The 14827-nt window shown below is 75.8% G+C and carries 14 protein-coding genes and 1 pseudogene; 3 read left to right on the forward strand and 12 right to left on the reverse strand.

The window, feature by feature from the left end; all coding sequences use genetic code 11:
- Window positions 1-79: 79 nt before the first annotated feature.
- The 11 genes from Q6350_RS14540 to Q6350_RS14590 form a co-directional block, all read right to left on the reverse strand.
- Complete coding sequence (locus Q6350_RS14540; RefSeq protein ID WP_305066560.1) at window positions 80-1459, reverse strand: copper resistance CopC/CopD family protein; 1380 nt, start codon at window positions 1457-1459, stop codon at window positions 80-82.
- Window positions 1456-2001 (reverse strand): DUF305 domain-containing protein, encoded by a 546-nt coding sequence (locus Q6350_RS14545; protein ID WP_305066563.1) that lies wholly within the window; start codon window positions 1999-2001, stop codon window positions 1456-1458. Before Q6350_RS14545 ends, Q6350_RS14540 begins: the two co-directional genes overlap by 4 nt.
- An 81-nt stretch (window positions 2002-2082) precedes the next feature.
- Window positions 2083-2547: a hypothetical protein gene (locus tag Q6350_RS14550; protein WP_305066564.1), complete on the reverse strand. Its 465-nt coding sequence runs from the start codon at window positions 2545-2547 to the stop codon at window positions 2083-2085.
- Between the two features lie 10 nt (window positions 2548-2557).
- Window positions 2558-3958 (reverse strand): NADH-quinone oxidoreductase subunit N, encoded by a 1401-nt coding sequence (locus tag Q6350_RS14555; RefSeq protein WP_305066565.1) that lies wholly within the window; start codon window positions 3956-3958, stop codon window positions 2558-2560.
- Window positions 3959-3965: 7 nt separating this feature from the next.
- Window positions 3966-5483 carry a NuoM family protein gene (locus Q6350_RS14560; protein WP_305066567.1) on the reverse strand — a complete coding sequence of 506 codons (1518 nt, stop codon included), beginning with the start codon at window positions 5481-5483 and terminating at the stop codon, window positions 3966-3968.
- Window positions 5484-5487: 4 nt separating this feature from the next.
- On the reverse strand, window positions 5488-7437 hold the full coding sequence (locus Q6350_RS14565; RefSeq protein WP_305066568.1) for a proton-conducting transporter membrane subunit: 1950 nt from the start codon (window positions 7435-7437) through the stop codon (window positions 5488-5490).
- On the reverse strand, window positions 7434-7748 hold the full coding sequence (locus Q6350_RS14570) for an NADH-quinone oxidoreductase subunit K (RefSeq protein WP_304603940.1): 315 nt from the start codon (window positions 7746-7748) through the stop codon (window positions 7434-7436). Before Q6350_RS14570 ends, Q6350_RS14565 begins: the two co-directional genes overlap by 4 nt.
- On the reverse strand, window positions 7745-8305 hold the full coding sequence (locus Q6350_RS14575; protein WP_304603941.1) for an NADH-quinone oxidoreductase subunit J: 561 nt from the start codon (window positions 8303-8305) through the stop codon (window positions 7745-7747). Before Q6350_RS14575 ends, Q6350_RS14570 begins: the two co-directional genes overlap by 4 nt.
- Window positions 8302-9246 (reverse strand): NADH-quinone oxidoreductase subunit H, encoded by a 945-nt coding sequence (locus tag Q6350_RS14580; protein ID WP_305066569.1) that lies wholly within the window; start codon window positions 9244-9246, stop codon window positions 8302-8304. The genes Q6350_RS14575 and Q6350_RS14580 overlap by 4 nt, the downstream gene beginning before the upstream one ends.
- Entirely contained in the window at window positions 9239-10279 is a 1041-nt protein-coding gene (locus tag Q6350_RS14585) for a hypothetical protein (protein WP_305066570.1), read from the reverse strand. The genes Q6350_RS14580 and Q6350_RS14585 overlap by 8 nt, the downstream gene beginning before the upstream one ends.
- Window positions 10270-10620 (reverse strand): NADH-quinone oxidoreductase subunit A, encoded by a 351-nt coding sequence (locus Q6350_RS14590; RefSeq protein ID WP_304603944.1) that lies wholly within the window; start codon window positions 10618-10620, stop codon window positions 10270-10272. Before Q6350_RS14590 ends, Q6350_RS14585 begins: the two co-directional genes overlap by 10 nt.
- Before the next feature lie 103 nt (window positions 10621-10723).
- Between Q6350_RS14590 and Q6350_RS14595 the strand changes: the two genes are divergently transcribed.
- Window positions 10724-11452 carry an alpha/beta fold hydrolase gene (locus Q6350_RS14595; RefSeq protein ID WP_305066571.1) on the forward strand — a complete coding sequence of 243 codons (729 nt, stop codon included), beginning with the start codon at window positions 10724-10726 and terminating at the stop codon, window positions 11450-11452.
- Window positions 11453-11458: 6 nt separating this feature from the next.
- On the opposite strand, the pseudogene Q6350_RS14600 reads toward Q6350_RS14595, so the two are convergent.
- Window positions 11459-12407, reverse strand: a pseudogene (locus Q6350_RS14600) (aldo/keto reductase).
- 80 nt (window positions 12408-12487) lie between these two features.
- Between Q6350_RS14600 and Q6350_RS14605 the strand changes: the two are divergent.
- Together Q6350_RS14605 and Q6350_RS14610 are read left to right on the forward strand one after the other, a co-directional pair.
- The gene (locus Q6350_RS14605; RefSeq protein WP_305066572.1) at window positions 12488-13837 is read left to right on the forward strand and encodes a carboxylesterase family protein; all 1350 of its coding nucleotides are present in this window, start codon (window positions 12488-12490) and stop codon (window positions 13835-13837) included.
- A gap of 60 nt (window positions 13838-13897) precedes the next feature.
- Entirely contained in the window at window positions 13898-14818 is a 921-nt protein-coding gene (locus tag Q6350_RS14610) for an NAD(P)-dependent oxidoreductase (protein WP_304603947.1), read from the forward strand.
- Window positions 14819-14827 lie beyond the last annotated feature (9 nt).

The raw sequence follows: 14827 nt of genomic DNA on the forward strand, positions 1-14827 counted from the left end.
CCGGTCGAGGCCGGGCGGCAGGCCTCGACGAGGTGTCTCGTCGAGGCCTGCCGCAAGAGGGTCGTACCGACGGGCGTGCTCAGTCGTGCACCGAGGCGGCGACGAGCCAGGCGGTCAGCAGCACGACCACGACCATGAAGCCCGTCTCGTGCCCCGCGCCGCGCTGCAGCAGGCTGGCGGCCTTGTGGGCCCGCCGGGCCCCGTGACCCGGCGCCTGCAGCAGCGGCACCACACGGAAGTGCTGGTAGGCACCGATCGCGGCGACCACCGCCACCACCGCGACCTTGGCCAGCAAGAACAGCCCCCAGCTCGTCTCCCACAGCTGGGAGGGTCGGTCGAGGATCTCCACCGTCAGCGCCACCCCGGCGAGGCCGACCAGCGCGATCGACCCCGTGGCCAGCACCGCGAAGCGGCTGCCCAGCAGTCCGGCGTCCAGGGGGCGGGCGTCCCGGCGGCGGCGGCGCAGGACGACGCCGACCATGACGACGCCCCCGACCCACGCGGCGGCCGCGAGCAGGTGCGTGACGTCGGTGGTCACGACCAGCCAGTGCGGCCCGACGCTGCGGCTGTGCCCGTCCAGCACGATGCCGGTGCCGAGCAGCAGGGCACCCACCACGGCCAGCCACGACCCGGCGAGCGTGCGCCGTGCGCCGACCAGCACGGCCAGGGCGCCTGCGGCCTGCAGACCGAGCACGAGCGCCGTGTCGCCGGTCAGGGCGTCGCGCAGGGCCGACGGTGTCCAGGCGGCGCTGATCTCGCCCTGGGCCACCACGACGGCCCGGGCCGCGAGGCGCAGCGGGACGGCCACGAGCGCGAGCAGACCGACCCAGCGCACGGCGGTGAGCACCGTGGGCACGTCCTCGCGGTCGCGCCCGCGCAGGACGAGCGCCGCGAACAGCAGCCCGCCTCCGGCCACGAGCGCACCCCACAGGACGGCGGCACCGGCGAGGCGGGACACCACGGCGGCGAACCCCGCCGCCGTCTCGTCGTCCTCCTCGGCAGCGGTCACGCCCGCGTCCGCGTCCGGCGCGGGTTCGGGCGACGGCTCCTCGGAGGCGTCCGGCTCGGCCGGCTCCTGCGCGGGCGCGGCCCCGGTGACCGCGAACACCACGGTCCCGTCCAGCGGGTGGCCGTCCTCGGCGGCCACGTTCCAGTCGACCGTGTACTCCCCGTCCGTGAGCGGCTCGGCGGGGGTCGCGGTCAGCACGGTGCCGTCGTCGGACTGCGTGACCTCGACGGGCACGGCACCGTCCGGGCCGGTGACCTCCACGGCTTCGCCCAGCGGGGTGACCGGCAGCGTGTAGGTGAGCACGACCTCCTCGACCGGGCCCTGCGCGGTCGAGCCGTCGGCGGGTTCGGCGGTGTCGAGCTTGGTGTGCGCCGAGGCGGGTCCGGCCCCGGCGAGCAGGAGCAGCAGGGCGAGCAGGAACCCGCCGACGAGGGTACGGGCGCGCGTCATGAGGACTCCTCGGGGTCGGAGGAGGCGGCCGCGAGCAGGTCGGCCATCTGCTCGATCTCGGCGGTCTGGGCGGCGACCATCCCGGCCGCCAGCTCGACCATCTCGGTCGACGAGCCGTCGGTCACGACGCGGTCGGCCATCTGCACGCCGTGCTCGTGGTGCACCGTCATCTGCCGCAGGAACACCTCCTGCAGCTCGTCGGCGGGCACGGCCTCGAGGTCCTGCGCAGTGATCTCGGGCACGGTGTCGTCGACCCGCTCGAGCTCGCGGGCGCCGAGCCAGTCGTTCATCCGGGTGTTCTCCTGGCTCTGGGAGCCGGCGACGGAGCGCGCGAGGTCGCGCACCTCGGCGTCGACGCCGTCGGCCTGCAGCAGCGCCTGCGACATCGCGATCGCGTCGACGTGGTGCGGGATCATCATCTGCGCGAACATCACGTCCACGCGGTTGTGGTCGTCGGGGGCGGTGGGTCCGTCGGCCGCACAGGCCGACACGGTCAGGGTGAGGGCGGCGCCGAGCGCCGCCGCGGTGCTCCGGGCGGTCATGAGGTCCTTCTGCGGGGTCGGTCGCGAGGCCGGGTTCACCGGCACGTGGGGTCAGGGCGGTCGTCGTCGACGACCGCGCCCTCACGTGCGCGAGATACCCAGGACGACGGGTTCGGGCGTGCCCGGCACGCGCGCGGTGCGCGGGAGCGCCGGCAGGAGCGCGCTCGCCGGGGCGGGCGCCCAGACCGCCCGGCCGGCGGGCCGGGGTCGCAACCGCCGCAGGGCCAGCAGGGTCAGGGCGGCCAGGAGGGTGCAGGCGACGAGCGTCTCGTGGTCGTGGTCGTTCGTCGGGCTTCCGTGGCCGGCCGGCGAGGCCGCCGTGCGCGGGGCGTCCGCGGCGTGGTCGTGTTCCCCGGGCTCCGCGAGCGCACCGGCGGTCTGGTGGACGCCGTCACCGGGACCGTGCACGTGGCCGGACGACCCGGACGGCTGGTGCGAGACGAGCAGCAGCGCGAGCGCCACCACGAGCAGGCAGACGCCCGCCCACAGCGCGAGGGCGCGCAGCGGGACGCTGCGGCGCGACGCGACCGGTGCCGTTCTCGTCATGCCCCCGATCCTACGCGGACGCGCCGAGCAGCCCGGCGGTCATCCCCAGCAGCAGGCTCGTCGCGGCGGCCGTGTGCAGGACGACCACCGCGGGGCGCGGGACGGTCCCCCGCCGGGGGCGGGTGGACGTCACCGCCCGGAAGGCGGGGGCGACCCAGCGCAGGTAGTAGAACAGGCTCGCCACGGAGTTGACCGCCGCGAGCACGACGAGCCAGGCGTACCCGCCGTCGGCCGCGGTGGTGAACGCGCCGAGCTTGCCCAGGAAGACGGCCGTGGGCGGGGTGCCGACCAGACCGAGCAGGCACACCACGAGACTGACCAGCAACCACGGGCGACCCGTGACCCCGGCGGCCCACCCGACCAGCGTGGTGCGGCGCGGCACGGCGGCCACGGCGGCGAAGGCGCCGATGTTGGTCACGGCGTAGGCGGCGAGGTACAGCCGCAGCGCCGGGGCGGCGAGCTCGACCGTGCCGGCCACCGCGACGATCATCAGCAGGTAGCCGACCTGGCTGATCGTCGAGTACGCGAGCAGCCGCTGCAGCGAGGTCTGCCAGAACGCCGCGAGGTTGCCCAGCGTCATGCTCGCCGCCGCGACGAGTGCCACGCCGAGCGCCAGGCCCGCCGGGGTCTCGGCGAACGGGCCGGCGACGAGACGGAACGCGGCGGCGACGGCGCCGATCTTCGGGACCGTGGAGATCAGCGCGGCCACCGCGGGGCTCGCACCGTCGACGGCGTCGGGCACCCAGAAGTGCACGGGGACGGCACCGGCCTTGAACAGCACGGCGGCCAGCAGGCCGAGGGCGGCGAGCGCCGCGACGGCGGGAGCCGCGGCCGGCAGCGACGCCGAGACGGCGGCGTAGCCGGTGCGGCCGGTGCCGAGGACCAGGGCGGCCGCGCCGACCAGCAGCACCACCCCCACCAGGGCGCTGAGCAGGTAGTACTTCAACGCCGCCTCGGTGCCGCGGGCGTCCTTGCGGAAGGCGGTCAGCGTGTACGCGGGGACGCTCGCCAGCAGGTAGGCCGCCACGAGCAGCAGGGCGTCGGTGGTCCCGGCGAGGGCGTCGGCGCCGAGGGCGACGAGCAGCGTGAGCACGTAGGCCTCGGTCTCGCGCGGGTGACCCGCCAGCTCGGTGCGCAGCAGCACGACCACGGCCGCCGTGGCCGCCGCCACCGCGAGGCGCACCACGCCCGTGGTCGCGTCCACCGTCCAGGTGCCGCTGAAGACCGTCCGCACGGGGTCGCCGAGCACGGCGGCCGCCGCGGCCGCGCTCACCAGGCAGCCGACGACGGCGATCCAGGCCACGCGTCGCTGGGCACGCTGCGGCGTCCACAGCCCGACCAGCAGGCCGCCGACGGCGGCGGCGAGCAGCGCGGCCTCGGGCAGCAGCGCGAGGGCGTCCTGGGCCGTCATCCGCGCCTCACCGGGCCACCAGCGCGACGAGGCCGTCGGCCGCCGGGCCGACGACGTCGACGAGCACCCAGGGCAGCAGCCCGACGGCGACGCTGAGCCCGAGCAGGGGCACCACGGCCACCCGTTCGACGGTGGTCACGTCCCCGAGCCCGCCGGCGTCGACCCCGTCGGGCACCCGCAGGTCTCCGGTCAGCAACCGCTGCAGCGCCCGCAGGAACAGGCCGGCGGTGAGCAGGATGCCCACCACCGCGACCACCACGGCCACGGGGACGGCCGCGAGCGACCCGGCGAAGATCTGGAACTCGGCCACGAAGCCGGACAGGCCGGGCAGCCCGAGCGAGCCGAAGGCGGCCACGGCGAACAGGACGGCGAACCCGGGCAGGGCGCGCGCGAGACCGCCCCACCGGGCGAAGGCGTACGTCCCACCCCGCGTCCACAGCATCCCCGCGACGAGGAACAGGGCGCCGGTGAGCAGGCCGTGGCTGACCATCTGCACGACGGCGCCGGTCGCCGCGACACCGGCCGCGGCGGCGGGGCCGGACCCGTCCGCGCCGTCCCGGGCGAGCACCCCGACGGCGCCCAGCCCGAGCAGGACGTACCCCATGTGGTTGACGGAGGTGTAGGCGATCATCCGCTTCAGGTCGTCCTGGGCCAGGGCCACCAGCGCGCCCCACAGCACGCTGACCACACCGATCACCACGATCCACGTGCCCCAGCGCTGCCAGGCGTCCGGCAGCGTGGGCATGGCGATCCGCACGAACCCGAAGGTGCCGAGCTTCAGCAGCACACCGGCCAGGACCGCGGACCCCTCCGCCGGGGCGTCGGTGTGCGCGGGCGGCAGCCACGTGTGGAACGGGACCAGGGGCGTCTTGACCGCGAGCCCCACGACCAGGGCGAGCAGCACCCAGGACGCGGTCCCGCTCTGACCGGCCCACGGCGGGTCCTCGACGAGCCGCACGATGTCGAAGGTGCGCGGCTCGCTGCCGAGGAACAGCCCGATGAAACCCAGGAGCAGCGCCAGCGATCCCAGGAACGTGTACAGGAAGAAGGTCAGGGCGCTGCGGCGGCGGTCGCCGTGGCCCCACCCGGCGATGACGAAGTACATCGCCACGATCGACAGGTCGAAGAACAGGAAGAACAGGATCAGGTCGAGCGCCGCGAACGTGCCCAGGCAGGTCGTCTGGAGCAGCAGGAACAGGGCCGCGTGGCTGCGCGGCCGCGGGGTGCCGCGCAGCGACCACACCGCGCAGCACCAGAACAGCACGGCGGTCAGGGCCAGCAGCGGCAACGACAGCCCGTCGACGCCCACGTGGTAGGAGGCGTCGACCGTCGCGATCCAGCGCAGCTTGACGTCGTACTGGAACCCGCCACCGGGGTCGAACCCCCACCAGACCCAGGCGACCAGCCCGACCACCACCGAGGACGTGGCCACCCACGCCCAGGACGCGGCCCGGTCCGGGACACGGGCCGCCACCAGGACGAGCCCGGCGAGCGCCGGGAGCAGGACGAGGACGGTCAGGAGCACGAGGTCACCTCACGAGGAGCAGCAGGAGCAGCAGCAGGCCGAGACCGGCCGCCGCCTGGGCGTAGTACTGGTGCAGCAGTCCGGTCTGCAGGCGCCGCGCGGCGTGCCCGGCCCGTGCCACGCCGGAGGCGACGTCGCGCACGGCGCCGTCGACGCGGCGGTCGTCCAGGACCGCCGCACGGCGGGCACCGGCCACCGCGAGCCCGGCGGTGCGCCGCACCGCGCGATGGATCCCGGAGTCGTCGAGGACGGCGACCCGCCCGGCCAGCGGCAGGACCGCCCTCGCCACGGCGTGGACGGAGCGGTCCAGACCGCCGTCCACCCGGTCGACCCGGCGCGCCAGGGCGCGGACACCGCGGCCGACCGTCACGAGCAGCGCGGGCATGGCCCACCACGACGTCAGCGGTGCGCGCTCGGCGACCCGTACCAGGGCGGGGCGCCACAGCACCACGGCCGCCACGACGACGGCGAGCCCGCCGGAGAGCACCAGAGCGCCGGGCGTGGGGGCGGGTCCGGGCTGCGCGCCGAGGACCCGGGCGGCGCCGTCGCGAACGACGGGAAGGGCGAACGCCCCCAGGCCCACCGCGGCCGCGGCGAGCGCCAGCGCGGCGGCGACCGCCGGACGCGGTGCGCGGGAGCCGTCGCCCGGGTGCCGCGGGGCGAGCACCACCGCGACGATCTTCGCGGCGTAGGCGGCGGACAGCGCGCCGGCCACCAGGGCCACGACGTGCAGCACGGCGCCGCCGGCCAGGTGCGCCTCCTCCGCCCCGGCCAGGATCTCGTCCTTGGTCACCCACAGCGACAGCGGTGGGACACCGGCCAGGGCCGCCGCCGCGGCGACCGACGCGGCCCCGACGAGCGGGTACCGGCGGCCGGCGCCACGCAGCTCGGCCAGCGCCCGCGTGCCGAGCGCACCGAGCCAGATGCCGGCCGCCACGAACAGCCCGGCCTTCACCGCCGCGTGCGCCACCAGGTGCTCGACGCCACCGAGCAGCCCGGTACCCGCCCCGGCGGCCCACGCCCCGGCGGCCAGGACGACGAACCCCATCTGCGCCGCGGTGCTCGCGGCCAGCAGCTGCTTGAGGTCGGTCTGCGCCACGGCGACGAGTCCGAGCGCCAGCGCCGTCGCGGCCCCGACCCAGGCCACCACCGGGGCGGCGCCGTCGGCCAGGGCAGGGCCGAGTCGCAGGAGCAGGTAGCCGCCGGCCGCGACCATGGTGGCCGAGTGCAGCAGCGCCGAGACCGGGCTGGGACCCTGCATCGCGGCGGACAGCCAGCCGGACAGCGGCAGCTGGGCCGACTTGCCGAGCGCGGCGACGACGACGCCGGTCGTCGCCACCGCCGCCCAGGGCGCCGGCAGCCCCTCGAGGCCGGACAGGCCCAGGCTGCCGCTGCCGGCGAGCACGGCACCGGCGGCGACGTACAGGCCGAGGTCAGCGGCCCGGGTGGTCAGCAGCGCCGTCGTACCCGCGGACGTCCGTCCCGCCAGCCGCCACCGGAAGCCGATGAGGGCGTAGGAGGTCGCCCCCATGACCTCCCAGCCGAGCATCAGCGCCGGGAAGGTCGTCGCCGTGACGGTCAGCTGCATCGCGGCGACGAACAGCAGCCAGTAGCCGAAGAACCGGGCCCGCGAGGTGCGCGCCTCGTGGTCGACCGCGGCGTGCACGGTGACGGTCAGCGCGACGACGGCGACGGTCACCGTGAGCACCGCCGAGAGCCCGTCCACGGCCAGCGCGAGATCCGCGCCGTCGGCGACGGCCGCGGCGCCGCTGCCCAGGAACGGGACCGAGACGGTGGGTCGCCCCGTGGCGGCCACGATCGCGAGAGCCGCGCCGACCAGCCCGATCCCGAGCGCCAGGGGTGCCGCGACCCCGTCCAGCCGGTGCCGCCCGAGCAGCAGTGCCGTCCCGCCGACGGCGGGCAGCAGCACGACCAGCAGCAGGGCGGCGCTCATCCGGCGAGGTCCTCGGCGGCGTCGACCGTGTCGACCTGTCGGGCGCGATAGATCGCCAGGGCGACGGAGAATCCCATCGCCATCTCCACGGCCATGACGACGGTGGCCACGAGCACGAGCACCTGCGCCCCGGGCAGCTGCGGGGTGAGGTAGGCCCAGGCGGCACCGGCGGCCAGGATGACGCCGTTGACCACGAGCTCGAGGCCCATCATGACCATGACGATCGACTGCTGGGACAGCGCGCCGAACAGGCCGGTACCCACGAGGGCGGCGGCGACGGTCAGCACGACCTGCAGGGTGACCTCGGTCATCGGGGCAGCCCTCCGCGCACGGGGTCGTCGGGGTCGCGTTCCAGGTCGGCCCCGAACCGGTCGTAGCGTCCGCGGTGCGTGGCCAGCGCGATGCCCGCGACCATGGTGGCGAGCAGGACGACCCCCACCACGATCATCACGAGCATGTAGTCCCCCATGATCGCCTCGCCGACCTGGACGGTCGCGTTCGCGGGCCGGGGTCCGGGCCGGTCGGGCCAGTCGACGGTCCACACCCCGACCGTCAGCACGACGAACGCCACGACCCCCGCCGCGATCGAGCCCCGGGTGTTGTGCACCATGGTCATGGGCATGAGCCCGGCGGGGTTCATCATCAGCATGATCATGAACACCGCCATGATCGCCATCTCGATGGTCATCATCAGGATGGTCAGCAGCCCGAGGTAGGCCAGGTCCATCAGGAGCAGCGCGGCGCCGGTGGCGAGGAAGGACGCGAGCAGGGAGAACGTCGCGCGCGCCATGGAGTCGACGACGAACACCAGCACCCCGGTGCACACCGCCACGGCGCCGAGGACGGCCAGGAGCAGCAGCTCGGTCATCGGTAGAAACCTCCCAGCACGAGCACCGCCGCCACGGCGGACTGCACGACGGTGGCGGGCAGCAGCACCACCCAGGCGACGTCGGCGAACCGTTCGGGGCGCACGACCGGCCAGCGCCGGCCCACCCCGACCAGCAGAGCCATGACGGCGAGCGTCTTCAGGGCGTACCAGACCGGGCCGGGCAGTCCTGGCCCGTCCTCGCCCCCGAGGAACCACGCCGCGGCGGTGGCGGCGGCGACGCCGAGGAAGGTCGCACGGCCGACCTGGACCAGGAGCCGGTCGACGCCGGAGGTCTCGGCCAGCACTCCCCCGGCGACGTCGGCTCCGGCGGGGGCGCCGAACGGCCCCCAGAAGGCGAAGGCCGCCGCGCCGATCAGGAAGACGACGAACGCCACCGGCATGGTCCACAGGAACCAGGCGCCGCCCGCCTGGGCGGCGACGACGTCGTTGGCGCGCAGCGAGCCCGCGCCCACCCCGACGGTGATGATCGCGAACATCAACGGCAGCTCGTAGGCCAGGCCCTGGGCCAGGAACCGGTAGGCGCCCACCAGGGGGTGCACCGCGTTCGGTCCCCAGCCCAGCAGCCAGACCGCGGCCCACAGCAGCGCCTCGGCCGCGTTGAACCACACCAGGTCCGCCGACGTCGAGACCACGCTGCGTCCTCCGAACGGCAGCACCGCGGCCGACATCAGGGCCAGGACGAGCACGGCCGGCACCGCCACCGTGCTGAGCAACCGGTCCGGGGCGATCGTCGTCCGGCGCCGTTCGAGCAGCATCCGGGCACCGTCGCGCACCGGAGCGACGACCACGTCCGCGCGACGCCCGCCCGCCGGGGCGCGGCGTGCCAGGGCGTCCATCACGGCGAGCACGAGCCCGAGCAGCAGCGCCACGGCCACCACGACCGGTCCCGCCCACGGCGAGGTCCAGACGGTCTCAGGCATGTCGGTCCCCCTCGTTGGCGGCCGGTTCGTGCTCCCCCGGCCCCACCTCGACGCTCGCCACCGCGAGCCGGGCGGCGGCGAGCTCGGCGCCCTCCAGCGCCACGGCCACGGCCTGGGGCGGCACCGGCTCGGGCGGGGCGGCGCCGTCGAGGACGTCGCACCAGGTGTGCAGACGGTCGAGGACGTCCGTGCCCTGCGGCGCGGGCAGGCCGCGCAGGGACCACCGCAGCCGGCGGGAGCCGCGCAGGTCCCGGGCGAGCCGGCTCACCTGCTCCGACGCCGACGGACGCTGCTGCCCGACGGCGTCCCGGGCGCGGCGGGCGCGGTGCAGGTCGCGCTCGGGTCCGGCGAGGACCAGGACGCGGCACACGGCGTCCAGGGCACGCAGCTGTGCCGGGCGGGGCGCGGCCGTGACGCCGTCCGCCCAGCGCACACCGGCACCGCTCAGCACGTCACCCTGCATGGTGGCCCGCACGACGAGACCGTCCGGGGACCCGGGCAGCCAGGGACCCAGCGTGACGTCCAGGGCCTCGAGCTCCAGGCCGTCGCGGTCGGGGGCCGAGGACGCCATCGGCAGGCCGGCCACCTCCATGTCCCCGTGGCCCCCGTGGCCCCCGTGGCCGTGCTCGTCGTGGTCCTCATGGTCCTCGTGGTCGGGGCCGTCCGGCTGCGCCCCCCGGCCGACCCACGGGTCGCCGTCGGCGTCGGCCGACCGACGCTGCGCGCCGCGGTCCACCAGCGACGCCGCGGCGGCGTCGAGGCGAGCGCCGACCTCCGCGGGCCGATCCACCCGGGTCCGCGCCCGCGGTGCGGGCATCTGCGACCAGAGCACCTCGACGGCGCCGCCGAGCTCGGGACCGGGATCGCCGACGACGACGAGGAGGTCCGCACCCGCCGGTGAGAGTGCCGGCGGCCACCCCCGTCGCAGCAGGGCGGACTCGACCTCCTGCCCGGCCGCGGTCGCTCCCGGGGCGACGACGAGCACGCGGGGCCGCCCCAGCGCGAAGCCCCACAGCCGTGCGCTCAGGCCCATCGCAGCGCTCCTTCGCGCCAGGCGTACACCACACCCACCAGCAGCACCGCCAGGAACCCGAACATCTCCACGACGGACGTCGCCCCCATCTGCGCGACGACGACCGCCCAGGGGTACATGAAGACCATCTCCATGTCGAAGGCCAGGAAGAGCACGCTCACCGCGTACCACCGCACGTGGAACCGTGACACGGCGTGCTGGGTCGGCAGGACCCCGGACTCGAAGGGGAGACTCATCGCGGGCGTCCGGGCCACCGCGAGCGCGGTAGCCGCGCCCCGCAGGCCGAGCAGCAGCAGGGCGATCCCTGCCACGAGTCCCGCCAGGGCCATCCGTGCACTCACCGTCCCATCGTGGTGGTCGTGTCGGCAGCGCCCATGATGGTGGCCGTGGACCGGCTCGGCATCCCGAGAACCGGGACGCGAGCAGCGGACATAGGCTCGGGACATGGCCCACCGCCGGACGACGCTCGCCCTGCTGCCGGGTTGGTGCGAGACGGGCGGCGTCTTCGAGCGCCTGATCCGCCAGCTCCCGCCGGCGGTCACCCCTCTCGTCGTCGAGCTGTCCACCCAGACCGTCACCGACTGGTCGGTCCCTGCCCTGGCCACCCGCGCCGCCGACGCCCTGACCCGTGCGTCGGTGGACGGACCCACCGTGGCGCTCGGGACCTCCAGCGGCGGCTACGTGGCCCAGCAGCTCGCCGTCGACCGCCCGGACCTGCTGGACGGGCTGGTCCTGGTCGGCGCGCCCGCGGACCTGCGTGGCAGGCCGCCGTTCGCCGAGGACGTCGACCGGCTCACCGACCCGATCGACCCCGAGTGGGTCCGGGACTCCCTGGCCTGGTACGGCACGGGCACGGCGATCGACCCGGCCTTCCTCACGGCACGTGCCGCCGAGGCCGCCGACCTGGGCGCCGACGTCTGGCAGGCGTCGCTCCAGGGGTTGACCGAGTCGACGCCGCCCCTGCTCACGGGCACGATCGATCTGCCGACGCTGGTCCTGAGCGGGGAGCTGGACGACGTCGTGGGCCCCAGCCACGACCGGATCCTGGCGGCCGTCCCGCGCGCCCGCGGGATCGTCTACGCGGCCACCGGCCACCTGGTGCTCTGGGAGCGGCCGGAGCGGGTCGCGGCCGACGTCGCGGCGTTCCTCGGCGACCTCGACGTGCGGCGGTGAACCGGCTCAGGCGGAGGCGGCGGTGAGGTGCTCGAGCTCGTCCGGTGCGAGCTCGAGCGTCATGGACGTCAGCAGGGCGTCGAGCTGCTCGGTGTGGCGGGCGGAGGCGATCGGCGCGACGACGGTCGGCCGCGAGCGCAGCCAGGCGAGGGCCACCGAGGCCACCGGCACGTCGTGCGTGGCGGCGAGGTCGTCCAGCACGGCCAGCACACGCCGTCCGCGCTCGTCGAGGTAGCGCGACGCGCGCCCGGCCCGCGGGCTGTCCGGCGCGACGCCGTCACGGTAGGCGCCCGTGAGGAACCCCGAGGCCAGCGCCGAGTACGGCAGCACACCCAGACCGTGACGCTGCGCGGCGTCCCGCGACGCGCCCTCGAACCCTCGCTCGACGAGGTTGTAGAGCGGCTGCAGCGCGACGGGCCGGTGCAGCCCCTCGGCCTCGGCGACGGCGAACCACTCGGCGATGCGCTCGGGGGTGTAGTTCGACAGCCCGATCTCGCGGACCCAGGCCGTCCTCGACGAGCCGGGAGAACGCCGTGGCGGCCTCGGCGACCGGGGTGTCGGGGTCGTCGGCGTGCGCGTAGTACAGGTCGACGTGGTCGGTCCCGAGGCGCTGCAGGGACGCCTCCGCGGCGGCGCGGACGTTGCCGGCGGACAGCCCCGGGAACCCCGGGTGCCGGGAGACCTTGGTGGCGATCACGACGTCGTCGCGGCGTCCCCCGCGCTCCAGCCAGCGGCCGATCGTGGCCTCGCTCTCGCCGCCGGTGTGCCCCGGTGCCCAGGCGGAGTAGGCGTCGGCGGTGTCGACCATCCGCCCACCGGCCCGGACGAAGGCGTCCAGCACGCCGAAGGACGCGTCGTCGTCGGCCGTCCAGCCGAACACGTTGCCGCCGAGGGCCAGCGGAGCGTTCGCGAGGTCGAGGGAACCGAGATGTGCTGTGATCGTCGACGAGGTCATACGGGAGACAATCGAGGAGGGGCCGCGCGCATTCCGGCGTCGGCCCGACGGGACCCGGGGCGGCGGCGGAGGTGGAGCACATGAGGCACCGGACGACGGACACGACGGCGACGGCGCGGCACGACCGGGACGACCGCGTCGTGGACGCCCCGGCAGGCAGGTTCCGGGCGAGCGTCGGCGGCGACGTGGTGCGCGCCGGTGGGATCCGCTACGCCCGTGCGGCGAGGTTCTCGCCGCCCGTGGACGAGCCGCCGGCCGCCGGGACGGTGGACGCCACCGGGTTCTCGCCGTCGTCGCCGCAGAACCCCGACCCGATCGGTCTGGACGTGTTCGGGCCGGACTCGGCGCGCCCGCTGCCCCCGTCGGAGGACTGCCTGCGCCTGACGGTGACCGCCCCGGCGGACGTGCGCCCGGGAGAGGGCTTGCCGGTGATCGTCTGGATCCACGGGGGCTCCTACGTCTCGGGTGCCGGTGACGCCATCAGCTACGACCCGTCGGCGCTCGTGCGCGAGCACCGGGTCGTCGTGGTCGCGGTGACCTACCGGCTGGGGGTCCTGGGGTTCCTCGGCGACGACGGCCGTCCCGCCAACCTCGGCCTGCGGGACATGCTGTCCGCGCTGCGCTGGGTGGCCCGCAACGCCGAGGCGTTCGGCGGCGACCCGGCGTCGGTGACCGTCATGGGCGAGTCCGCGGGCGCCGACGCGATCACCCGGCTCATGGTCGCCGACGGCGCCGCGGGACTGTTCCGGCGCGCCGTGGTGCAGAGCCCGCCGCTGGGGATCTCCCGACGCCGCGCGCAGATGGCCGCCACGATGGCGGCCGAGGTCCGCGGCGTGCCCGACGACGCCGATCTGGACGAGCTCCTCGCCGCCCAGCGACGGGCCGTGCGCCGTGTGCTGCCCCGGTACGGGCTCCGGGCGGCGATGCCCTTCGGTCCCCAGCACGGCTACCCTCCCGTGCCTCCCGAGGAGCACCTCGAGGCGGCGTGGACCCGCGTCGCGCCGGACGTCGACCTGCTGATCGGGACGAACGCGCGCGAGACGGCACTGTTCGTCGAGGGGGTCCTGCCCCGCACCATGGTGCCCGCCGTGGGACCGGCGCTGCGCGAGGGCGTCGGGCACGGGTTGACCCGCGCCGTCTACGGCCGCGCGGTCGACCAGTTCGTCGAACGGCACCGGCGTGCCGGCGGCCGTGCGGCGCGCTACACCTTCCTGGGCGGCCCGACCGAGCACCCGCTGCGCGCGGCGCACGCCACCGAGCTGCCCCTGCTGCTCGGGGACCCGGAGAGCTGGCGCGGCGTGCCGGTCGTGGCCGGCCGCGACGACGCAGAGCTCGTCGCCAGCGGTCGGCTGCTGCGCGGCGCCTGGGCCCAGTTCGCCCGGACGGGCCGCCCGCCCACGGACATCCCGGGCCTGCTGCGCGTCGACTGACGACAGGCGCGGGTCCGGCCGCCGCCCTCCTGCACCACGTTCCCGCACCGAAAGGCCCTCATGACGTCACGTCCCGCGATCAGTGCTGCCCCTCAGGCTCCGGACTGGGTGCCCGACGCCGTCGCCGCGGCCGGGGCCCGGCTCGTGCCGCTCGGCGCCGAGACCGAGGGGCTGCTGTGGTTCGGGCCCCTGGGTGTGGACGGGCTCGGCCCGGCGCTGTCGGCGGCGCCCGAGGCCCGGTGGGTTCAGCTCCCCTCCGCCGGTGTCGACGCCGGCCTGGAGGCCGGTCTCATCGACTCGACCCGCACGTGGACCTCGGCCAAGGGGTCCTTCGCGGAGCCCGTGGCCGAGCACGCCCTCGCCCTGACCCTCGCCGCGCTGCGCCGCCTGCCCGAGCGGGCCCGCACCCGCTCGTGGGGGCCGGAGTTCGGCCGGACGCTCTACGAGGCCGAGGTGCTCGTGGTCGGAGCCGGCGGGATCGCCCGGTCCTTCCTGGAGCTGCTGGGGCCGTTCCGCACCCGTGCGGTCGTGGTGCGCCGCCGCCCGGAGCCGGTCGACGGCGCCCGGGTCGTGACCTCCGAGAGGTTGCGGGACGAGCTCGGGCGGGCGGACGTCGTCGTGCTCGCCGCCGCACTCACGGACCGCACGCGGGCGATGATCGGGGCCGCCGAGCTCGCGGCGATGCGGCCCGGCGCCGTGCTGGTCAACGTGGCCCGGGGCGCGCTGGTCGACACCGACGCGCTCGTGGCCGCCCTGCGGTCGGGTCGGGTCGGAGCCGCGGGGCTCGACGTCACCGATCCCGAGCCGCTGCCGCCGGGGCACCCGCTGTGGGAGCTGCCGAACGCCCTGGTGACACCGCACACGGCCGACACCCCGGAGATGGTCGACCCGCTGCTGCGCCGACGGGTCGAGGAGAACCTGCACCGCTTCGTGCGGGACGAGCCGATGGTGGGTGTCGTCGATCCGCGGACCGGGTACTGAGACCCCGGG

The sequence above is a fragment of the Isoptericola sp. b515 genome (genome assembly GCF_030588125.1).
GTDB lineage: Bacteria > Actinomycetota > Actinomycetes > Actinomycetales > Cellulomonadaceae > Isoptericola > Isoptericola sediminis.